At 70.5% G+C, this 21,272-nt stretch carries 20 protein-coding genes; 7 read left to right on the plus strand and 13 right to left on the minus strand.

The genetic code is table 11. The annotated features are described in order from the left end of the window. Positions 1-14: 14 nt before the first annotated feature. From D3869_RS24860 to D3869_RS24925, 13 genes are all read right to left on the minus strand, one after another. The gene (locus D3869_RS24860) at positions 15-878 is read right to left on the minus strand and encodes a branched-chain amino acid ABC transporter permease (RefSeq protein ID WP_137142435.1); all 864 of its coding nucleotides are present in this window, start codon (positions 876-878) and stop codon (positions 15-17) included. A 68-nt stretch (positions 879-946) separates the two neighbouring features. After that, positions 947-2,104: an ABC transporter substrate-binding protein gene (locus tag D3869_RS24865; RefSeq protein ID WP_137142436.1), complete on the minus strand. Its 1,158-nt coding sequence runs from the start codon at positions 2,102-2,104 to the stop codon at positions 947-949. Between the two features lie 104 nt (positions 2,105-2,208). Continuing rightward, positions 2,209-2,955 carry an enoyl-CoA hydratase/isomerase family protein gene (locus tag D3869_RS24870; RefSeq protein WP_137142437.1) on the minus strand — a complete coding sequence of 249 codons (747 nt, stop codon included), beginning with the start codon at positions 2,953-2,955 and terminating at the stop codon, positions 2,209-2,211. Continuing rightward, positions 2,952-3,353 carry a MaoC family dehydratase gene (locus D3869_RS24875; protein WP_137142438.1) on the minus strand — a complete coding sequence of 134 codons (402 nt, stop codon included), beginning with the start codon at positions 3,351-3,353 and terminating at the stop codon, positions 2,952-2,954. Before D3869_RS24875 ends, D3869_RS24870 begins: the two co-directional genes overlap by 4 nt. Positions 3,354-3,355: 2 nt before the next feature. Further along, complete coding sequence (locus D3869_RS24880; RefSeq protein ID WP_137142439.1) at positions 3,356-3,739, minus strand: hypothetical protein; 384 nt, start codon at positions 3,737-3,739, stop codon at positions 3,356-3,358. Positions 3,740-3,765: 26 nt separating this feature from the next. Beyond that, positions 3,766-4,191 (minus strand): Zn-ribbon domain-containing OB-fold protein, encoded by a 426-nt coding sequence (locus tag D3869_RS24885; protein WP_137142440.1) that lies wholly within the window; start codon positions 4,189-4,191, stop codon positions 3,766-3,768. Positions 4,192-4,193: 2 nt separating this feature from the next. Then, on the minus strand, positions 4,194-5,342 hold the full coding sequence (locus D3869_RS24890) for a thiolase family protein (RefSeq protein ID WP_137142441.1): 1,149 nt from the start codon (positions 5,340-5,342) through the stop codon (positions 4,194-4,196). Then, a complete protein-coding gene (locus D3869_RS24895) occupies positions 5,339-6,178 on the minus strand; it encodes an IclR family transcriptional regulator (RefSeq protein ID WP_137142442.1) in 840 nt (279 codons plus the stop codon). Before D3869_RS24895 ends, D3869_RS24890 begins: the two co-directional genes overlap by 4 nt. Before the next feature lie 217 nt (positions 6,179-6,395). Continuing rightward, positions 6,396-7,562, minus strand: coding sequence for an iron-containing alcohol dehydrogenase (locus D3869_RS24900; protein ID WP_137142443.1), 1,167 nt, complete (start codon positions 7,560-7,562; stop codon positions 6,396-6,398). Between the two features lie 145 nt (positions 7,563-7,707). Continuing rightward, positions 7,708-8,442, minus strand: coding sequence for an ABC transporter ATP-binding protein (locus tag D3869_RS24905; protein ID WP_137142444.1), 735 nt, complete (start codon positions 8,440-8,442; stop codon positions 7,708-7,710). Further along, positions 8,435-10,231 carry a branched-chain amino acid ABC transporter ATP-binding protein/permease gene (locus tag D3869_RS24910; RefSeq protein WP_137142445.1) on the minus strand — a complete coding sequence of 599 codons (1,797 nt, stop codon included), beginning with the start codon at positions 10,229-10,231 and terminating at the stop codon, positions 8,435-8,437. Before D3869_RS24910 ends, D3869_RS24905 begins: the two co-directional genes overlap by 8 nt. Positions 10,232-10,240: 9 nt before the next feature. Further along, positions 10,241-11,125: a branched-chain amino acid ABC transporter permease gene (locus D3869_RS24915; RefSeq protein ID WP_137142446.1), complete on the minus strand. Its 885-nt coding sequence runs from the start codon at positions 11,123-11,125 to the stop codon at positions 10,241-10,243. A gap of 173 nt (positions 11,126-11,298) precedes the next feature. Beyond that, positions 11,299-12,510 carry an ABC transporter substrate-binding protein gene (locus D3869_RS24925; RefSeq protein WP_137142448.1) on the minus strand — a complete coding sequence of 404 codons (1,212 nt, stop codon included), beginning with the start codon at positions 12,508-12,510 and terminating at the stop codon, positions 11,299-11,301. 351 nt (positions 12,511-12,861) lie between these two features. On the opposite strand from D3869_RS24925, the gene D3869_RS24935 reads away from it, so the two are divergent. The 7 genes from D3869_RS24935 to D3869_RS24965 all read left to right on the plus strand — a co-directional run bounded on the left by D3869_RS24935 (position 12,862) and on the right by D3869_RS24965 (position 21,253). Next, positions 12,862-13,875, plus strand: a complete 1,014-nt coding sequence (locus D3869_RS24935) for a thiamine pyrophosphate-dependent dehydrogenase E1 component subunit alpha (RefSeq protein ID WP_137142450.1) — start codon at positions 12,862-12,864, stop codon at positions 13,873-13,875. Positions 13,876-13,881: 6 nt separating this feature from the next. After that, positions 13,882-14,856, plus strand: coding sequence for an alpha-ketoacid dehydrogenase subunit beta (locus tag D3869_RS24940; RefSeq protein ID WP_137142451.1), 975 nt, complete (start codon positions 13,882-13,884; stop codon positions 14,854-14,856). Positions 14,857-14,880: 24 nt separating this feature from the next. Continuing rightward, on the plus strand, positions 14,881-15,669 hold the full coding sequence (locus D3869_RS24945) for an enoyl-CoA hydratase/isomerase family protein (protein WP_137142452.1): 789 nt from the start codon (positions 14,881-14,883) through the stop codon (positions 15,667-15,669). A 2-nt stretch (positions 15,670-15,671) separates the two neighbouring features. Beyond that, positions 15,672-16,919, plus strand: coding sequence for a dihydrolipoamide acetyltransferase family protein (locus D3869_RS24950; protein WP_349017892.1), 1,248 nt, complete (start codon positions 15,672-15,674; stop codon positions 16,917-16,919). Positions 16,920-16,952: 33 nt separating this feature from the next. Then, positions 16,953-18,125: an acyl-CoA dehydrogenase family protein gene (locus D3869_RS24955; RefSeq protein WP_035681232.1), complete on the plus strand. Its 1,173-nt coding sequence runs from the start codon at positions 16,953-16,955 to the stop codon at positions 18,123-18,125. Positions 18,126-18,323: 198 nt separating this feature from the next. After that, entirely contained in the window at positions 18,324-19,838 is a 1,515-nt protein-coding gene (locus tag D3869_RS24960) for an AMP-binding protein (RefSeq protein WP_137142454.1), read from the plus strand. Next, positions 19,835-21,253 (plus strand): MmgE/PrpD family protein, encoded by a 1,419-nt coding sequence (locus D3869_RS24965; RefSeq protein ID WP_247895959.1) that lies wholly within the window; start codon positions 19,835-19,837, stop codon positions 21,251-21,253. The genes D3869_RS24960 and D3869_RS24965 overlap by 4 nt, the downstream gene beginning before the upstream one ends. The last annotated feature ends 19 nt before the right edge of the window (positions 21,254-21,272 follow it).

A 21,272-nucleotide genomic window follows, 5' to 3' on the forward strand; every position in this document is an offset into this window, starting at 1 on the left:
GCTGTGCTCCCCCCTCACGCCCGGCGGACGATGCCGGAGGGGCGGGCCAGCAGGAACCCGAACAGCACCACGAAGACGATGGTGTTCTGCCACTCGGTGGGGATCTGCCACATGCCCAGGCTCTGCACGAAGGCCAGCAGGAAGGCGGCGATGACCGCCCCGCGCAGCGATCCCACCCCGCCGACGATCACCGCGACGAAGGCGACGAACACCGCGCCGAAGCCCATGTTGGGGTTCAGCCCGTCGCGCAGCAGGACCAGCGCCCCGGCCACCGCCGACACCGCCGATCCCAGCGCGAAGACCAGCATGGACAGCCGCGTGGTGTCGATGCCGATGACGGTGGCCATCTCGCGGTTGTCGGCCATGGCGCGAATGGCCTTGCCGTAGCGGCTGGCCCGCAGGAACAGCGCGATGCCGCAGCCGACCAGCAGCGCCGCCGCCACCTGCCCCACCTGCACCGTGGTGAAGAAGGCGTCGCCGACGAAATGCACGTCGTAGGCGACGCTGTCGACCGTCTTGACCCCGGTGCCGAAGACGATGCCGATCAGGTTCTTCATGACGATGAACAGGCCGAGCGAGGCGACCAGAACGACGAAGGGCGGGCTGCCGCTGATCTCGAACGGGCGGTAGATGAACAGGTAGCAGCCGACGCCCAGCGCCGCGGTGAAGGCGATCCCCAGCAGCACCGCCAACCAGAAGGGCAGCCCGACCAGCGCCGCCAGCGCCCAGATGGCGTAGGCACCGACCGCGTAGACCGGCCCGTAGGCGAAATGCACGACGCCCGTCGTCCCGAAGATCAACGCGAAACCCATCGCCAGCAGGGCGAAATGCGCGCCGTTGAACAGACCGTTCAGGGTCAGTTGGATGAGCAGATCCATGGAATGGCCCTCCTGATTTTTTCCCCCTCTCCCCCCTGGGGAGAGGGCTAAGTCGGGCGGACCGACGATCATTCGCCGGTGGTGAACTTCACGAACTTCTGTTCGCCGTTCTCCAGGCGGAACACCGCCACCGGCTTCTGCGCCACGCCGTTCTTGCGGAAGGTCAGCGTCTTGCCGTAGACGCTGTCGAAGGTCGGATTCTCCCACAGCGCCTGCACCAGACGCTCGCCGCTGTAATAGTCGCCGCCCTTGGCCTTCGCCCGCCGGATCAGCTCGGCGATGACGTAGACGCCCTCGTAGTAATTGGCGGCGTAGAAGTCGGGCATCTCGCCGAACTTCGCCTTGTAGGCGTCGGCGAAGCGTTTGGACCAGGGGTTCTCCTCGGTGGCGGCGAAGTAGTCGGTAACGACCTCGACCCCCTCGGCGTGCTTGCCGGCGACCTTGGTGTCCTCGGCGGTCCATTCCATGCAGTAGACCGGCTGCTTCATGCCCAGCTCGCGCATGCGCTTCACCGCCAGCCCGGCCTGCGGCGTGGTCGGCCAGTTGGCGATGGCGTCGGGCTGGGAGGCGCGCAGCTTGGCGACCTGGGTGTCGATGTTGGCGGCGTCGGCCTGGAACTGCTCGGCGGCGACCATCTTCAGCCCCATGCCCTCCCACGCCTTGGTGGTGGCGGCGATGGTGGCGTCGCCGAACTCCGACTTGATGGCGATCTGGGCGAGCTTCTTGGCCCCCTGCTCGGCCGCGCGGTGGGCGATGCCGGCGGCCAGATCCGACGCCATGGAGCGGATGTTGAACATGTAGGGGGAGGTGCCGACCGTCTGGGCGCTGACCCCGCCGCCGTTGATCATCATCACCTTCTTCTGGTCGCCGATGGGCATGGTGGCCAGCGTCACCGTGGAGAAGGAGGGCAGCACCGCCTTCACCCCTTCGACGTCGATCAGCCGGTTCATGCCGGCGACCGCAGCCTGGGCGCTGCCGCTCTTGTGGTCCTCGATGACCAGTTGCAGCTTGATGCCGTCGATGCCTCCCTGGGCGTTGATCTCGTCCACCGCAAGCTGCGCCCCGGCGCTCATCACCTTGCCGTAATGGGGCGAGGCGCCGGTCATCGCGAAAATGCCGCCGATCTTGTAGACCGCCGGGTCGGCGGCCAGGGCGGTGGTGGACAGGGCGCCAGTGGACAGGGCGCTGCTCAGCACGAGCGCGGCGAACAGGGTGCGTTTCGACATCGTTCCCTCCCAGGAATCCGTTGTTCGGGGGTGACGCGGTCCCGTTGGCGGGACTCGTTGCCGTTTCGAAAGAAAGTCGGCGGGCGCCCATCAGCGCGCGTCCGTCAGCGGGCAAAAGACAGCCCGGACAGCAGCCGCCGGACGGACGGCGCCGCGTGGTTCTCGGCCAGCAACGGGGCCAGCCGCGCGGTCTTTTCCGCCATCGACGGGCGGTTCTCCATCCGCAGGATGCGCCGGCCCGCCGCCAGGGCGTCCAGCCGGTCGCGGTAGTAGGCGATGCGCGCCTCCGCCGCCTCGGCGAGGTCGTCGGCGGGCAGGATCTCGGTCAGGAAGCCGAAGCCGTAGGCCTCCGCCGCGTCCATCATCCGGCCCCCCGCAAGGATCTGGAAGGCCAGCGCCGCCGGCAGCCGTTCCGTCAGGGCGGCGTGGACGAAGGCCGGGTAGAGGCCGAAGCGCATCTCCGGAAAGCCGAACTGCACATCGTCGGCACCCAGCACGAGGTCGCTGAGGCACGCCACGATACAGCCCGCCCCCAGCGTCCTTCCGTGGACCACGCTGATCACCGGCACCGCCGAGCCGTGCAGCGCCTGCATCGCCGCCCGCAGCGCCTCCTCCTGGGCGGCGAAGGCCTCGGCTCCCCGGCTCATCTCGGCGACATCGCCGCCGGCGCAGAAGCCGCGCGGTCCGGCACCGTCGATCGCCACCAGAGCCGCCCCGGCGGCGGGCGCGCTGACCACGGCCTCGGCCAGCGCCCGCAGGGTCGCGGTGTCGAGCGCGTTGATCTTCGCGGGTCGGTTCAGGGTGATGCGCCGCAGGTTGCCGTCGTCGCGGACGAGAAGCGTGCCGGTCATGACGCCGCCCTCCCCGGCCCGTGCAGGATGCGTCCGGCGATCACTGTTTCCCCATGCTGGTTGTCGATCCAGACGTCGTAGCCGTCGCCGTCGGCGCGGCGCTCGCCGCCCGCGGTCACCACGTCGCCCTCGCGCACCGGGCGCAGGAAGCGGATGTCCAGCATCGCGTCGGACACCGCCGCCTCGCCCAGGCTGCGGCGGACCGACTGCCAGAGCAGATTCACCGACAGCAGGCCGTGGGCGATGATGCCCTTCATCGGCGTCTTCGCCGCGAAGTCGGGATCGACGTGGATCGGGTTGAAGTCGTCGGTCAACTCGGCGTAAAGCCGGATCGCCGCGCGGTCGATCCGCTTGGTGACCGGGGTCAGGCGGTCGATGGTGGTCATCCCGTCCGTCATGGTCAGGCCGCCCACAGGATGGTCATGCGGCCGCGGAAGCAGGGGATCCCATCCTCCCCCACCGTCTCGGTGTCGAAATGGACCCAGCGGCGGTCGCGCTTCAGCTCCTTTCCAGCGCAGGCGATGCGGGTGGTCAACCGCTCCCCGACCGCCGGGCGGCGCAGCATCTCGTAACGCTGGGAACCGTGGATGTTCCCCGGCGGGCGCGGCACGACGAGACTGGAATAGGCCCGCATGGTGGCCACCGCGATCATCCCGGCGGGCATCCGCCCGTCCGGCGGGTCGTCGGGATACAGGCTGGTCCAGCGCTCTATCAGCGCGTCGGACAGGTGAAGCTCCTCGGCGCCGAAGGAGGCGCCTTCCCGGAGCGTGTCGAACAAATGCATGGATGGTCCCTCCCGAAGGGTTGGGTTCACTCCACCAAGGGCCGGACCTGCGGCAGCGCGCCGCCGCCGGCCAGCGGCTCGAACAGGACGCGGACGCGCAGGCCGATGCGGGCGTCCGACGGCGGTCCACCGCGCAGATTGACCATCAGGCGGAAGCCCTCGTCGAAATCGACCAGCGCCAGGACGTAGGGCGTGTCCGCCTTGAAGGCCGCGGTCGGCGCCCGGTGGACGATGGTGAAGCTGTGGATGGTGCCGAGCCCGGCGGACCGCTCCGTCCCCGGCCCTGCGGCCCGGCATTCGGTGCAGAAGGGCCGCGGCGGAAACTGGACGTGGCCGCAGGCGGCGCAGCGCTGAAAGGTCAGAGCACCCTCCGCGCAGGCGTCCCAGAAGGCGCGGGTGTCGGCGGTGACCAGCGGGGCGGGTTTCATGAGGGACGGATCGGTCGTGCTCATCGTCAGGCCCTCCCCAGGATCAGCGAGCAGTGGGCGGACAGGATGCCGCCGTCGCCATGGACGAAGGCGGTTTCCGCCCCCGCCACCTGCCGGGCCTCGGCCTCGCCGCGCAATTGCCGCACCGCCTCGACGATGTGGAACATGCCGCCCGCCGCCCCCGAATGACCGTAGGACAGCAGCCCGCCGTGGGTGTTGCAGGGCAGGACCCCGTCCAGCTCCAGCGCGCCGTCGAGGATCGCCGGACCGGCCTCCCCCTTCGGGAAGAAGCCGATGGATTCCAGCTCGGCCAGCAGGGTGATGGTGAAGCTGTCGTAGATCTCGGCCACGTCGATGTCCGCCGGGGTCAGCCCGGCCATGGCAAAGGCCTGCGCCGCCGATTGCCGGCAGCCGAAATCGGTCAGCGACGGCATGGCGAAGGCGTGCTCGTGCGTGTTCATCTGGCCGTAGCCGAGGATCGACACCGTACGGTCCGTATGGTCGGCCGCCGCGTCGGCGGCGCTGATCACCAGGGCGGCCCCGCCGTCCGAGACGAGGCAGCAGTCGAACAGCCGCAGCGGGTCGGCGATCATGCGGGCGGACAGCGCCTGCTCCATGGTCAGCGGGTCGCGGGCCTGGGCTTTGGGATGGCGGCGCGCGTGGCCGCGCTGGGTGACGGAGATGGCGGCGAGATGCTCCGCCGTGACGCCCCGTTCATGCATGCAACGCCGGGCGACCAGCGCGTAGGCTGCGGGGATCGACATGCCGTAGGGGCGTTCGAACTGCGGATGCCCGACCTCGGCCAGCGCCGCAACGGCGCCGCTGCGCCCCAGCCCGGTCAGCCGGTTGTCGGCGCAGACCGCCAGCACGTTGCGGCAGATGCCTGCCCGCACCAGCGCCGCCGCCTGCATCACCAGCGCGCAGGCGGTCGCCCCGCCGGCCTGAACGGCGGCGCTGTAGGACGGCGCGATGCCGAAATACTCGTTGAAGACCGACGACAGCATCAGATGCGGCTCGGCCAGCGAATAGGCGCAGAGCACGCCGTCCACCTCGTCGGCGCGCAGGCCGGCGTCGGCCAGCGCCGCGGACGCCGCTTCGGCGTGAAGCGCCATGCAGCCGCTGCCGTCCAGCCGTCCGACGGCGGTGTCGGCGGCTCCGGAGATCACCGGGGTCATCGAATGCTCTCCCTCTGAAGGACGGTTCGGCCCGACCCGGCAAGCTGCCGTCCGATGCGCCGCGTGGTGTCGCTCAGGTCGGCGGCCATGGCCGCGGCCCGCTCGTCGGAGAACTGCGCGGTCAGCCCGACCGCCGACAGGGCCAGGAAGGGCCGGCCCTCGGCGTCGAGGATCGGGCTGGACACCGTCGTCACGCCGCGCGTGAAGCCGTCGCGGTCCACCGCGTAGCCGGCGGCCCGCGCCTCCTCCACCTCGGCCAGGAATTGCTCGAAGGGCGGCGGGTTGTCCTGGCGGACGGCGGCGTACTGGCGGCGCATCTCCTCCACCGGCAGGCCGGCGTGCGCCGCCATGCAGCGGCCGAGCGCGCCGACCAGCAGCGGCAGCCGGTGGCCGATCCGCATGTGGATCTGGATGGCCGAGCTGGACACCGCCTGATCCACCAGCATGACGCGGTGGTCGCTGACCCGCAGCCACGCCGTCATCGGCGTCTGCCACGCGGCGGCCAGCCGTTCCAGCTCCGGATGGAGCAGCCGGGTGTAGCCGACCTGGTCGAGCGCGCTGCCCGCCAGCTCCAGCAGCCCGGCGCCCAGCCGGTACGCCTTGCCGACCTCCTCGAACTGGACCACCCGCTCCGCGGCCAGGGTCTTCAGGATGTTGAAGCAGGTGCTCGGGTTGAGGCCGAGCGCGCGGGCGACCTGCGCGCTCGACACCGCGCCATCCTGCGCCGCCAGATGACGCAGGATCGCGAAGGCGCTGACCACCGCGCCGACCGGCTTGCCGGCGTTGAAGGTCGTGGAAAGGGTGAAGGACTCCCGGTCCTGGTCGTCGGTGAGCATGGCGCGCTCTCCGTTCTCTATTGAGAATTCTATTTTCTATGAAGATTATGAGTGCACACATATTGTTGGTCAAACGAATTGTCTGTCTTTGGCATTGTTTGAAATGCATACCCCCATAGTCATTTTGCACGGCTGCTCCCCTCCGCATCCCGAACGCAAAACGGCCCCGCCGGGAGGGGCGGGGCCGTTCGGGCCGTACGGTGGTGGCGCTTGCGGATCACCAGGCCAGTTCGAGGATCTCCCGGACATCGTCCTCCTTGATGACCGGACGCGGGTTGCTGCGGACCATCATGTTCTGCATGGCCCCGGCGGCGATGGCGGCGAAGTGGTCGCGCGTCACGCCGACCGCCCGCAGGCTGTCCGGTTGCCCCAGGGCGCGCACCAGATCGGCGACCGCCGCCGCCGCGTCGTCGTCCTCCCGCCCCAGCGCCTGCGCCACCAGCCGTTGGCGGTCGGCGTTCACCGGGTGGTTCCAGCGCAGCACGCTGGGCAGCATGACGCAGGAGCAATGGCCGTGCGGCACGTTGGCGACGGCGCCGAGCTGGTGGCCGATGCCGTGGCTGGCCCCCCACTCCACCCGGCCCAGCCCGGTCGAGGCCAGCCAGACGCCGAGTTGGCTGTCCAGCCGCGCGTCGAGATCGTCCGGCCTCTCCCGGTTGGCGGGGAGGGAGCGCGCCAGCATCGCCAGCCCGTGCAGGCACGTCGCGTCGGTGAAGGGCTGGGGCTTGCGGGAACAGACCGTCTCCACCGCGTGGTCGACGGCGCGGATACCGGTGGACAGCCACAGCCGCTCCGGCGTGTGGACGGTCACGGCGGGGTCGAGGATGACCACCTGCCCGCCGATGTGCCGCCCGGTGTAGAGGTCCTTGACCCGGCGGTCCGGGTCGGTGGCCCCGCCCAGGTTGGAGAATTCGGCGCCCGACAGGGTGGTCGGCACGATGATCTGGCGCAGCGGCGGGTCCTTCACCGCCGGGACGATGCGGGTTCCGTCCTCGGCGACGCGGATGCGAACGGCGTCGAAGCCGGCGGTGTCGGTGATGCCCTCGGCCAGCGCGACCAGAGCGACCTTCACCGTGTCCATGGGCGTGCCGCCGCCGACCGTGACGATCAGGTCCGGCTCCAGCCGCCGCACCTCCGCGGCCAGCGCCAGGACGGAGGCGCGCGGCACATGCTCGACGCAGGAATCGAAGACCCCGGCGCAACGCGCGCCCAGCGCGTCGCGGATGGCGGCGACGACGCCTGTGCCTCGGCTCAGCGTCCGGCTTGCCACGATCAGCGCGCGCTGTTTTCCCAGCTTGGCGACGGTTTCCGCCACCGCCTCCGCCGCCGGGCGGCCGTAGATGACGCGGTCCTGCGCCAGGAACTCGTAGACACCCGACTGCATGGTGGTTTCCTCCCGTCGTTGATTGGTCCGGCATGGGCACACTTGCCCCCACCCTAACCCTCCCCCGCTGTGCAGGGGAGGGGACCATTCTCCCTCCCCTGCGTCAGCGGGGGAGGGCCGGGATGGGGGCAAGCGCAGCACCCACTCACCCGCCCAGATACGCCGCCGACAGCGCCGGATCGGCGGCCAGCTCCGCCGCCGGACCGCCGCGCACCACCTGCCCGCGCCGCAGCACGCAGCCGGAATGGGCGACGCGCAGGGCGATGGCCGCCACCTGCTCGCACAGCAGGATGGTGGTGCCGCGCTCGCGGCAGACGGACTCGATGAAGCCGAAGATCTGCTGCACGATCACCGGCGCCAGCCCCAGCGACGGCTCGTCGAGCAGCAGGTAGCGCGGCTCGTGGATCAGCGCCGCCGACAGGATGACCATCTGCTGCTGCCCGCCCGACAGCATGCCCGCCGGGGTCTGCCGCCGCGGCGCCAGCATGGGGAACTGCTCGTAGACGCGGTCGGCCACCGCGCGGAAGTTGCCGCCGCGGTTGCGGAAGTCCCAGGCGACCTTCAGGTTCTCCTCCACCGTCATGCGGTGGAACAGCCGGCGCCCCTCCAGCGCGTGCGACAGGCCGCGGCGCGCCCGCTCGTGCGGAGGAAGCCGCGTGATGTCGTCGCCGTCCAGCGTGATGCGCCCCGCCGTCGCCGGGACCAAACCGGAGATCGCCTTCATCAGCGAGGATTTGCCGGCCCCGTTGGCGCCCAGAATGGCGGTGATGGTCCCCGGCTCGGCCCGCAGCGAGACGCCGCGCACCGCCTCCACCGGTCCGTAGCGGACCTCCAGCCCGTGGATTTCGAGGCCGCTCGCAGGATTGATCTCGTCAGGCATGGACGGCCTCCCCCGGGTGGGTTTCGGTGCCGAGATAGGCGGCGACCACCGCCGGGTCGCGGTACATGCCGGCCATGCCGCCCTGGTAGATGACCCGCCCGCTGTCCAGCACGACCACGCGGTCGACCAGTTCGTTGAGGAAATCCATGTGGTGCTCGATCAGGATCACGCCGACACCCCGTTCCTTCAGATGGCGGACCAGCCCGCCCAGCCGTTGCAGTTCGACCTCCGACAGGCCCGCCGCCGGCTCGTCGAGCATGACGAGGCGCGGGTCGGCGAGGATGACGCGCGACAGCTCGGTCATCCGCTGGTCGCCATAGGGCAGGTCGCGCACCGGCGTGTCGGCCAGATGCGACAGGCCGGCCATGGCGATGATGGCGTCGGCGCGGCCCAGCATCGCCGCATCCTCGCGCAGGGCACCCGGCAGGTTCAGCGCCGCCGCCAGCGGGTTCTGCCGGTAGAGCCGGTGCCCGCCGAGCAGCACGTTCTCGCGCACCGTAAAGGCGGGAACGAGCCGCGGGTCCTGGAAGGTGCGCAGCGCGCCCCGCCGCGCCACCGCGTGGTCGGGCAGGCCGGTGATGGCGGCGCCGTCGAAGGTCACGCGCCCGTCGCCCGGCCGGTAGATGCCGCTGATGATGTTGACGAGCGTGCTCTTGCCCGACCCGTTCGGCCCGACGAGGCCGAGGATTTCCCCCGCCCCCACGGTGACCGACGCGTTGTCGAGCGCCCGCAGCCCGAGGAAGCTGATGGAAACCCCCTCCGCGCTCAGCAGCGGCCCGCTCCCCGATGGTTTCGGTGCGGCGGGCGGCTGGGCGGGCAGCGGCGCCACGTCCTTGGCGAAGCGCGGGCGCGGCAGCAGCAAACCGGCCAGCCCGCGCGGCAGCAGGACGAAGGACAGCAGCAGGATTAGGCCGTAGACCATGAACTGGTACTCGGCGAAGATCTGGAGCTTCTCCGGCAGGTAGGTGAAGACGACGGCGCCCAGCACAGGTCCGGCCAGCGTGCCCAGCCCGCCGACCACCGCCATCACCAGCACCTCCACCGAGCGGTGCAGCCCGAAGGTCTCCGGCCCGAGATAGCCGACGAGATGGGCGTAGAAGCCCCCTGCCAGCCCGGCCAGCGCGGCGCTGAGCATGTAGGCGTTGCGCTTGGTCCGGGCGCGCGGCACGCCGATGCTGCCGGCCGCAACCTCGCTGACATGGATGGCGAAGAAGGCACGGCCGAAGGGGCTGGTGACGAAGTTCCGCAGCAGCCACACCACCCCCGCGACCACCGCCAGCATGATCTGGAAATAGGCGGTCGGGCCGATGGACCAGCCGAGCAGGGTCAGCGTGCGCAGGCCGGGCGACGGCACGCCGCTCAGCCCCATCATGCCGCCGGTGACCGAGGTCCACTCGCGCACCACCTCGTAGAAGATCATGCCGAAGCCGAGCGTCATCATGGCGAGGTAGAACTCGCGCACCCGCCCGGCGGCGAAGGACAGCAGCCAGCCGCTCACCGCCCCCATCGCCACCCCGGCCAGCAGGGTCAGCGGCAGCGGAAGGCCGAAGTTCTTCATCAGCAGGGCGGAGCCGTAGGCGCCGATGCCGAGAAAGCCGGCGTGGCCCAGCGATATCTGACCGGCGACGCCGGTCAGCAGGTTGATGCTCTGGGCCAGCAGGACGTTGACGAGAAGGAAGGACCAGATCTGCACGGTGGCGCCGCTGACGAACTCCGCGGCGACGCCCAGCGCCACCAGCAGGGCCGCGACCACCGGGGTCCGGGTGAGGAAGGAGAGGAGATTCCGCATGGCTGGCCCTTACACCTTCGTGAATTCCTTGCGGCCGAACAGGCCCTGCGGGCGGATGGCGAGGATCACCATCAGGATGGCGAAGGCCATGCCGTGTTCGGCGGCGGTGGAGACGTAGCCGCCGACCAGCTTTTCGATGACGCCGAGAGCGATGCCGCCGACCAGGGCACCGGCGGTGTTGCCCATGCCGCCGAAGACCGCGGCGACGAAGCCCAGCACCATCAGGTTGAAGCCGAAGCTGGGATCGACGGTGCCGGTGATCTGCGCCACCATCACCCCGGCGATGCCGGCCAGCACGCCGCTGGCGACGAAGGACAGCACGATCACCCGGCGCACCGGGATGCCGGCCAGCGCCGCCGCGTCGGCGTCGTGCGACACCGCCCGCACCGCGCGGCCCCAGGCCGAGCGGCGCAGGAACAGCTCCATCGCCACCATCAGGGAGAGCGACAAAGCGAGCACGGCGAGATACTGCGACGACACCTGGACCCCGGCGACGTCCACCGAATCCAGGCTGTCAAAGACCAGCGACGGGAAAGCGATGGCCTGCGATCCGAAGACGCTGGAGACGAAGCCCTGGAGGAAGATGCCGAGCCCCAGCGTGGACACCACCCAGCCCATGCTGTCGCCGGACTTCAGCAGCGGGCGGATGGCGATCCGCTCCGCCACCACCATCAGCCCGCCGGCCAGCAGGATGCCCAGCGGCACGGCGATGGCCGCGGGCATCCCGGCGCCCAGCATCGCCACCGTCGCCACCGAGGCGGTCATCAGCAGCGAGCCCTGGCCGAAATTCAGCGTCCGCGTGGTCCAGAAGGTCAGCGACAGCCCCATGGCGATGAGCGCGTAGACCGCGCCGACACAGACGCCGGCGAAAACGAGTTGCAGCACGAAATGCATGGCGTCGTCCTTTCTCACCCCACTCCCGCCCCGGGGGAGGGAGGGGACCCACGAAGTGGGGAGGGTGAGGGTCGTCGGGCGTGGTACGGACTCCATGCCCCGATCACCCCTCCCCCTTCCCACCGCTTCGCGGCGGGCCCCTTCCCTCTCCCGGGACGGGAGAGGGCACCCCGTCAGTTCTTGACGATCGTCAGCCCGATCTTGTCGCCGGTCTTCACATACTCGAAGATCGCGACATCCTCCGGCGCGATGGCGTGGTGCTTGGTGGCGGAGAAGGAATAGGTGGCGTTCACCCCGCGCAGGCCCTGGATTCCCTCGATGGCCGTCGCAATGGCCTTGGGATCGGTGGAGTTGGCGCGCTTGATGCCCTCGAACAGCACGTCGGCGGCGTCGTAGGCGTTGCTGACCGACAGCGACATGAAGATCTGCGGGCGCTGCGGGTCGTTGCCCCACCAGCGGTCGGTGCCGTACTTGGCCTTGTAGGCGTCGGCGAAGCCCTGGGCCGCCGGATTCAACGTCTCCTCGCCGAACACGTAGACCATCGAACCGCGCGTGCCGGTCACCAGATCCCCGGCGGCCTCCTGGTAGGGGATCGACAGGGCGCCGTTGGAGGCGACCAGCGGCACGTTGAAATTCAGCCGCGCCATGGTGCGGCGGATCACCGCCAGATCGGCGCCCAGCCCGACGCAGACCACCACGTCGGCCCCGGCCCGCTGGAGGCGGGCGATCTGCGCCGTCACGTCCTGGGCACGCTGGTTGTAGGTTTCCGTCGCCACGACGGCACCGCCCGCCGCCTTCAGCTCCTTGGCGATCATGTCGGCGCCGGACACGCCGTAGGCCGTGCTTTCGTGGACCAGCCCCGGCTTCTTGAACTGCTTGGCGACGTAGCGGCCGAGCACCGTCGACTCGACGTCGTTCTGAAGCGCGAAGGAGAAGACGTTCGGGCGCGGCTTGCCGCCGTCCGGGTAGGTGACGGTCGGGGTCTGCGCCACCGGGTTCATGTAGGGGCGCCCGTCGGCGGCGGCCATCTCGATCACCGCCAGCGTCGGGCCGCTGCCCGCCGGGCCGATGATGGCGACCAGTTCCTTGTTGTCGAGCAGCCGGCGCATGTTCTGCACCGCGCGGTCGGGCACGAGTTGGTCGTCGAGCAGCATCGCCAGCTCGACCTTCTTCCCGTTGATGCCGCCCTTGGCGTTCCACTTCTCGATGGCGAGTTCGACGCCGCGCCGCCCGCCCTCGCCATACTCGTTGTAGGGGCCGGTCAGGGCCGAGGTCATGCCGATCTTGATGGTGTCCTGAGCGGCGGCGGACCCGGCGGACAGGGCGAGAGCCGAGGTCAGCGTGACGGCGGCCCCGAGCAAGCGGATGACGGAACGACGGTGCATGGCGCTTTTCCCTCCCTTATGCGGCGGAGCGTGCTGCCTCGCCTTTTTGAATGAACCATGAGTCATTTTTCATTGAGAATGTAACGCGCGCCAACTGTCAGCGCAACGGTGTATTTGAGGCTGCCCCCTTTCCCGCCCCGGAAGAGGAAGCCCGCGGAGGCGGGCGGGAGAGGGTCACCAGATGTGCCGTCGTCCCACCCAGCAGGAGGGAGCGGGAATGGGGCAAACAGACCGCTTGACTGAAACATGAATCATCATTCATTGTTTGGCTGACCAACGGAGCATCGACTCCGCACCGCGCCTTCCCACACACACCGGCGGGGCGCGGAAGAAACGCGAAGGGAGGCATCCATGCCGTCATCCGCCGCTCAGGCAGATTCGATTCCGGCCAACTCAATCCCAACCGACCGGCGGCTGGCGCTCCACCGCACCATGCAGACGATCCGGGCGACCGAAACCACCCTGTCCCGGCTGTTCGCCGACGGCGAGATCCCCGGCTTCATCCACCTCAGCGTCGGGCAGGAGGCGGTGGCCGCCGGGGTCGTCGGCGCGCTCGGGCCGCAGGACAGCTTCGCCACCACCCACCGCGGCCATGGCCATGTGCTCGCCCGCGGCGTGAGGCTCGACCTCTTCTTCAAGGAGATCATGGGGCGGGCCGGCGGCATCTGCGGCGGGCGCGGCGGCTCCATGCACGTCGCCGACCTGTCGCTCGGCGTGCTGGGGGCCAACGGCATCGTCGGGGCCGGGCTGCCGCTCGCCACCGGGAGCGCGCTCGCCCACCAGACGCGGCGCACCGGCGGCGTGGCGGTCGCCTTCTTCGGCGACGGCGCCATGGCCGAGGGCGCCCTGCACGAGTGCCTGAACATGGCGGCGCTGTGGAAGCTGCCGATGGTCTTCGTCTGCGAGAACAACGGCTGGTCGGAATTCTCGCCGACCTCCACTCAGTTCGCCGCGACGCTGGACAAGCTGGGCGCGGCCTTCGGCGTGCCGCACCGCCGGGTGGACGGCAACGACGTGGCCGCGGTGGCCGAAGCCGCCGCCGAGGTGGTGGAGGCCGCCCGCGGTGGCGGTCCGCGCATCCTGGAATGCCTGACCACCCGCTGGCACGGCCATTTCGAAGGCGATCCGCAGCGCTACCGCAACGCCGACGAGATCGCCGGCCTGCCGCAGAACGACCCGCTGCGCCGCTCCGCCGAGGCGCTGCTCGCCGCCGGTGTCGAGGAATCGGCGCTCGCCGCCCTCGTCGACGCGGTGGACGCCGATATCCGCGACGCACTGGAGGCCGCCCGTGCCGACGCCCTGCCCGACGTGGACGCCGCCTTCCGCGATGTCTACACGCCGACCACCCTCACCGCCGGGGCCTGACCATCGATGCCGAAGCCTTTGCGCTATGTGAACGCCGTCGCCCAGGCCCTCAACGACGCGATGGCCGCCGATCCCGCCGTGATGCTGATGGGCGAGGACGTGGCCGCCGCCGGGGGGCCGTTCAAGGCGACCCGCGGCCTGCTCGACGCCCACGGGCCGGAGCGTGTGCGCGACACGCCGATCTCCGAGGCCTCCCTGGTCGGCGCCGCCGTCGGGGCGGCACTGACCGGCATGAAGCCGGTGGTCGAGATCATGTTCATGGATTTCGTGACGCTGGCGATGGACGCCGTGGTCAATCAGGCCGCCAAGGCCCGCTTCATGTTCGGCGGACAATGCAGCGTGCCGATGGTGCTGCGCACGCCGCACGGCGGCGGGCTGAACGCCGGGCCGCAGCATTCGCAGTGCCTGGAGGCGTGGTTCGCCCACATCCCCGGCCTGCGCGTCGTCTGCCCGGCCACCGTCGCCGACGCCTACAGCCTGCTGCGCGCCGCCATCGAGGCGCCGGACCCGGTGGTCGTCGTCGAGAACAAGGCGCTCTATGCACTCCAGGGCGACATCGACGTGACCGCCCCGCGCGAGGTCGGCAAGGCGCGCATCGACCGGGCGGGCCGCGACGCCACCATCGTCACCTACGGCGCCACCCTCTACGCCGCCCGCGCCGCCGCCGACCGGCTGGCCGCCGAGGGCATCGAGGCGGAAATCGTCGATCTGCGCTGGATTCAGCCCTGGGACGAGGAGGCCGTCTTCGCCTCCGTCGCCAAGACCCACCGGGTGGTGATCGCGCACGAGGCGGTGCAGGCCTTCGGCGTCGGGGCGGAGATCGCCGCGCGCATCGCGTCGGACGCCTTCGACGACCTCGACGCCCCGGTGCTGCGGGTCGGCGCGCCCTTCATGCCCATCGCCTTCGCCAAGACCCTCGAAGCGGCCTATCTGCCCGACGCCGACCGGATCGTCGCGGCGGTCAAGAGCACGCTCGCCTGAACGTCCCACGGGAGGACCAGCATCATGACGGACGAACGCCCCATCCTCACCAGCCGCGACGGCGCCGTGGGCCTGATCACCATCAACCGCCCGACGACCCTCAACGCGCTCGACGTGCCGACCCTGCTGGAGCTGGAGCGGGCGCTGGGCGAGCTGGAGGCCGACGACGGCGTCCATGTCATCGTCGTCACCGGGGCCGGCGAGCGCGCCTTCGTGGCCGGCGGCGACATCGCCGACCTCGACAGCCGCCAGGGCCTCGCCCACTATCTCGACTTCGCGGAGGTCGTGCACCGGGTGTTCCGCCGGTTCGAGACCTGCGACAAGCCGACCATCGCCGCCGTCAACGGCTGGGCGCTCGGCGGCGGGACGGAGCTGGTGCTGTCGCTCGACATCCGCATCGCCGCCGACAGCGCGAAGTTCGGCCTGCCGGAGATCAACCTCGGCCTGTTCCCCGGCGCCGGCGGCACCCAGCGCATCCTGCGCCAGATTCCCGCCTGCCGGGCGCGCGAACTGGTCTTCACCGGCGACCAGTTCACCGCCGCAGAGGCGGTTGCCTGGGGGCTCGTGAATCGCGCCGTGCCCAAGGCCGATCTGATGGCGGAGGCGATGGCCACCGCCCAGAAGATCGCCGCCAAGTCGCCGCTGATCCTGAAACTGACCAAGCGCACGCTGCGCCACGGCGCGGAAATGCCGCTCGGCGCCTCGCTGGCCTATGAACAGGCGATGATCGGGCTGGTGCTCGACAGCCAAGACGCTCACGAGGGCTGCCGCGCCTTCCTGGAGAAGCGCAAGGCCGCCTTCACGGGGCAATGACCATGGTCCGCGAACTGGTGATGCCCAAGCTGGGGCTGACGATGACCGAGGGGGTGCTCGCCGAATGGCGGGTGTCTCCCGGCCAGCCCTTCCGCAGCGGCGACGTGCTGCTCGTCGTCGAAACCGACAAGATCGCCTCGGAGGTCGAGGCCGACAGCGACGGCGTGCTGATCGAGACGACCATCCCCGCCGGTGAGACGGTGGCCGTCGGCACCCCGATCGCCCGCTGGTCCGCCGACGGCGCGGGCGCCGCCCCCGCTCCGGAGCCGGCGGAGGCGCCCGCCGCGAAACCCGCCCCGACACCCGTCGCCGCCAACGCCCGCCCCTTGCCCGCCCCGGTCCGCAGCAACGGGGAGCGCATCCTGTCGACACCGCTCGCCCGTCGACGCGCCGAGGGTTTAGGCGTCGATCTCACGACGCTGGCCGGAAGCGGGCCGCGTGGCCGCATCAAGGTGGCCGATGTCGAGGCGGCGGCCCAAACGCGGCCCACGCCTCAACCGGCACCCCAACCCGCGCCCCCGGCGCCGAAGATCGAGACATCCGCCGGAGAGCGGTCGAAGCCCACCGCCCTGCAGGCGACCGTCGCCCGCCGCCTGACCGCCGCCAAGCGCGACGTCCCGCACTTCTACCTCGCCGCGGAGGCCGAAGTGACGGAGCTGGCGGCCCTGCGCGACCGGCTGAACGCCGACACCGAATCCGGGCTGCCGCGGATTTCGATGACCCATCTGGTGCTGGCCGCGGTCGGGCGGGCGCTCGCCGCCATGCCGGAGATGGACCGGGTGTGGGACGACGAGCCTTCCGGCGGCGCGATCCTCGCCCTGGGCCGCGGCGACATCGGCATGGCGGTGGACACGCCGCGCGGGCTGGTCGCCCCGGTGCTGCGCGGGGCGGCGGCCCTGCCGCTCGACCGGCTGGCGGCGGAGGCCGCGTCGCTGACCCGCCGCGCCCGCGATGGGCGCCTGACCGAGGAGGACTTCCAGGGCGGCGCCGTCACCGTGTCGAACGCCGGCATGCACAACGTCACCTACATGTCCTCGATCATCAATCCCGGCCAGTCGAGCATCCTCGGCGTCGGCAGCGTCCGTCCCGTGTTCCGTCCCGACGAGGCGGGCGCCCCGGTGCTGCGGCGTGAACTTGGCCTCGTCCTGTCGGCGGACCACCGGCTGTTCGACGGCGTGACCGCCCTGGCCTTCCTCAACCGCATCATCGCCGGGCTGGAGCGGCCGTTGCGCCTGCTTCGCGCACCCTGAACCAAAGCCGCCTGACCCAAGGAACGACTCCCCATGGACTTCCAGCTTTCCGAAGAACAGCGCCTGATGATCGAGACGGCGTCGCGCGTCGGCGCCGAGTTCGGTCCCGACTATTGGCGTGAGCAGGACGCGAAGAAGAGTTTCCCGACCGAGGCTTGGGCCGGCATCTGCGAATCCGGCCTCGGCGGCGTCTCCCTGCCGGAGGAATATGGCGGCTCCGGCCTCGGCATGCTCGACATGGCGCTGGTGGTGGAGGCGCTGTCGGCGGCCGGCGGCGGCGCGACTCTGGCCCAGCTCTTCATGATCAACCCGATCTTCGGCGGCGTGGCGCTGGCGAAGTTCGGCAGCAAGGCGCAGAAGGACGCCATGCTGCCCGCCCTGATCCAGGGCAAGCTGAACTTCTGCATGGCGCTGACCGAGCCGAACGCCGGCTCCAACAGCCTAGAGATCCGGACCTTCGCCCACGCCGACGGCCAGGGCTGGCGGCTGAAGGGCCAGAAGATCTGGATCACCGGCGTGCCCGACGCGCAGAAGATGCTGGTGGTGGCCCGCACCACCCGGCTGGAGGAGGCCGGCCGCCGCACCGCCGGCATCAGCCTGTTCCTGATCGACGTGGACCGCGAAGGGCTCAGCCACCAGCCGATCGAAAAGGTCGGCACCAACACGCTGGCTTCGAGCACCGTCTATTTCGACGACGTGCGGATCGAGCCGGACGAGCTGATCGGCACGCTCGACGGCGGCTGGCACCAGCTTCTCGACGTGCTGAACACCGAGCGCATCGTCACCACCGCCGGACTAGTCGGTGCCGGCAGCCTCGCCATCCGGCTGGCGGTGGACTACGCCAAGGACCGCAAGGTCTTCGGCGACAAGCCGGTGGCCGCCTACCAGGGCGTCCAGTTCCCGCTCGCCCAGGCCCACGCTGAGTTGCAATGCGCCCGGCTGATGAATCTGAAGGCGGCGTCGCTCTGCGATACGGGCCTGCCCTACGGCAGCGAGGCCAACATCGCCAAGCTGATCGCGGCGCAGGCGGCGTCCCACGCCATCGAGCGGTCGATGCAGGCGATGGGCGGCATGGGCTACGCCAAGGAATACCATGTCGAGCGGCTGTGGCGCGACGCGAGGCTGTTCCGCTTCGCCCCGGTGTCGGAAGAGATGGTGCTGAACTTCATCGCCATGCACGATCTCGGCATGCCGAAATCCTACTGAAGCGGATTACGATCCGCTTCGGACCGCAACCGCGGTCCCGGCCGCCCATGCGGCCGAAGCCCGACCTCTCGCGGGAACAGAGTTCCCGCTGGCGGCAAGCGGATGCCACCGGCATCCGCTGAGAGCCGGCAAGTGAGGTCGTATAGACAGCGAAGCCGGCGGATAAGCCGGCCGCACATCCCGAGGGAGGGGACACCCGTGGTCAATCTGAGCGCCTTCATCCGGTTCCACGCGCTGCGCACGCCCGACCGGCTGGCGCTGGTCTATGGCGACCAGCGCATCAGCTACGCCGACTTCCTCGACCGCATCGGGCGCATGGCCGCCTTCCTCCACCGGCGCGGCGTGCGCGAGGGCGACGTGGTGGCGGTGGTGATGAAGAACAGCGCCGCCTTCCTGGAGATCGCCTTCGCCGCCAGCCACCTCGGCGCGGTGTTCCTGCCGATCAACTACCGGCTGGCCGCCCCCGAGGTCGCCTTCATCACCGGCAACGCCGGGGCGGTGCTGGTCTTCGCCGACACCGAGCTGGCTGCGGCGGTGACGGACGACCCACGCGCCGTCCTGGTCGATGCGGCGGCGCAGGCGGACGGACGGGCGCTGGCCGGCGCCGACGGGCCGGTGCCGCCGATGCGGGTGCGCGGGACGCAGGACCTGTTCCGGTTGATGTACACGTCGGGCACCACCGACCACCCCAAAGGGGTCATGCATTCCTATGAGAACTTCTATTGGAAATGCATGGACCATGTGACGGCGCTGGGGCTGACGGCGGAGGACCGGCTGCTGGCGGTCGGGCCGCTGTACCATGTCGGCGCCTTCGACCTGCCCGGCCTCGCGGTGCTGTGGCTGGGCGGCACGATCTGCCTGCTGCGCGACTTCGATCCCGACACGGCGCTCGCCGCCATCGAGCGCGAGCAACTGACCGGCGCCTGGTTCGCCCCGGTGATGGTCGGGCGCATCCTGTCCCACCCGGAACGCGGGCGCTACGACGTCTCCAGCCTGAAATGGGCGATCGGCGGCGGCGAGCGCACGCCGGAGCAGCGCATCCGCGACTTCACCGGCCTGTTCGCCAACGCCCGCTACATCGACGGTTACGGCCTGACGGAGAGCTGCTCGGGCGACACGCTGATGGAGGCCGGGCGCGAGATCGAGAAGATCGGCTCGACGGGCCGGGCGCTCGCCCATGTGGAGGTCGACATCCGCGACGATGCCGGCACCTCCCTGCCCGCCGGGGACATCGGCGAGATCTGCCTGCGCGGCCCGAAGGTCACCAAGGGCTACTGGAAGGACCCGGAGAAGACGGCGCGCAGCTTCTACGGCGACTGGTTCCGAACCGGCGACGTCGGCTATCTCGACGCCGACGGCTTCCTGTTCCTGACCGACCGCAAGAAGGACATGATCATCAGCGGCGGCGAGAACATCGCGTCTTCGGAGATCGAACGGGTCGTCTTCCTATTGCCCCAGGTCGTCGAGGTCGCCGTCATCGCGGTCCCCGACGAGCGCTGGGGCGAGGTGCCGGCGGCGGTCGTGGTGCTGAAGGAGGGCGAGAGCCTCGACGCCGAGACGCTGGAACAGCACTGCCGCCGGCACCTTGCCGGCTTCAAGATCCCCAAGCGCCTGCTGCTGCGCGAGGCGCTGCCGCGCAACCCGTCCGGCAAGGTGCTGAAGCGCGTGCTGCGCGACGAGCTGGCCCCCGCCCATTCGGAGGACACCCCTTGACCGCTCCCGACCTGACCGCTCCCGACACCCTGGCGGCGGCCATCGCCCGCTTCGTCGCCGGCCTGACCCTGGACAGCCTGCCGCCCGACGTGGTGGAGAAGGCGCGGGTCTGCCTGCTGAACGGCTACGGAATCGCCCTCGGCGGCCACGGCACCCCCTACGCACCGGTGGCGCGGGCGGCGGCGCTGGCCCTGCATGGCGAACGATCCGACGGCACCACCATGCTGGGCGACGGACGGCGGACCAGCATCCCCGGCGCTGCGCTCGCCGGCTCCGCCCTGTTCCACGGCCGGGCGCAGGAGGACACCTGCGGCGCCGCCCACCTCGGAGCCGTGCTGATCCCGCTGCTGACCGCGCTGGTCGAGGCCGGGGACGGCCCGGTGGAACGGCTGCTGCCGGCCCTGGTCGCCGGCTACGAGGCGGGCGGGCTGCTGGAGAACGCCTTCTCGCCGCTGACCACGCCCGCCGGCCTGCGCGCCTCGCCGCTCTACGGCACCTTGGCCGCCGCCGCCGGGGCGGCGCACCTGCTCGGCCTGCCGGAGGACCGCATCGCGGCGGCGCTCGCCAACGCCGCCTCCTTCACCGGCGGCATCCTGCAATCCTTCGACGACGGCACCGACGAGTGGCGCTATCAGGTCGGCGTCGCCGCGGTGAACGGCCTGACGGCGGCGCGGCTGGCGGCGGCGGGCTCCGTCTCGGCGCCCCGTGCCTTCGAGGGACGGACCGGCTTCGTCCGCGCCTTCGCCCGCACCGGCTGCGATCCGGCGGAACTGGCGGCGCGGCTGGGCCGCGACTGGTCGATCCACCGCGTCACCTTCAAGCCCTACCCGGTCTGCGCCTTCAACCAGACCCCGGTCACCGCGGCGCTCGCCCTGCGCGGCGAGGTGGCGGGCCGGGCCATCCGGTCGGTGACCGTGCGCATGAACCCGTTCGAGACCGGCTACGCCGGCATGGATTCGAAGGGACCCTTCGCCAGCATCTCCGGCACGCTGATGAGCATCCCCTTCTGCATCGCGCTGACCCTGCTGCGCGGCGTGCCGACCATGGAGACGATGACCCGCTACGACGACGGCGCGGTCAACGCCCTGGTCGAACGCGTCGCTCTCGTCCCCGACGAGGGCGTGCGGCGGCTGTGCTGTGCCATCGACGTGATGTTGGAGGACGGCACGGCGCTGGCCCGCCGCCAGGACATGACGACCGGCGACTTCTCCCTGCCCTGGGAGGCGGTGAGCGCTCTGGTCCGCCGCATTGGGGATGAAACCGGGGTGCCCGCCGACGCCTACGACTGGATCGAGCGCTTCGCCCGCGCCCTGCCCGGCGCTTCGATCGGCGATGTGCTGGAGGCGTTCGGGCGGCTTCCCGATCACCTCCATCAGACGTCGGATTCTCTCGTCAAAAGCGTGGCGAACAGCTAAATCCGGGACGCAGAGGGAG

The sequence above is a fragment of the Azospirillum brasilense genome (genome assembly GCF_005222205.1).
Lineage (GTDB): Bacteria > Pseudomonadota > Alphaproteobacteria > Azospirillales > Azospirillaceae > Azospirillum > Azospirillum brasilense_G.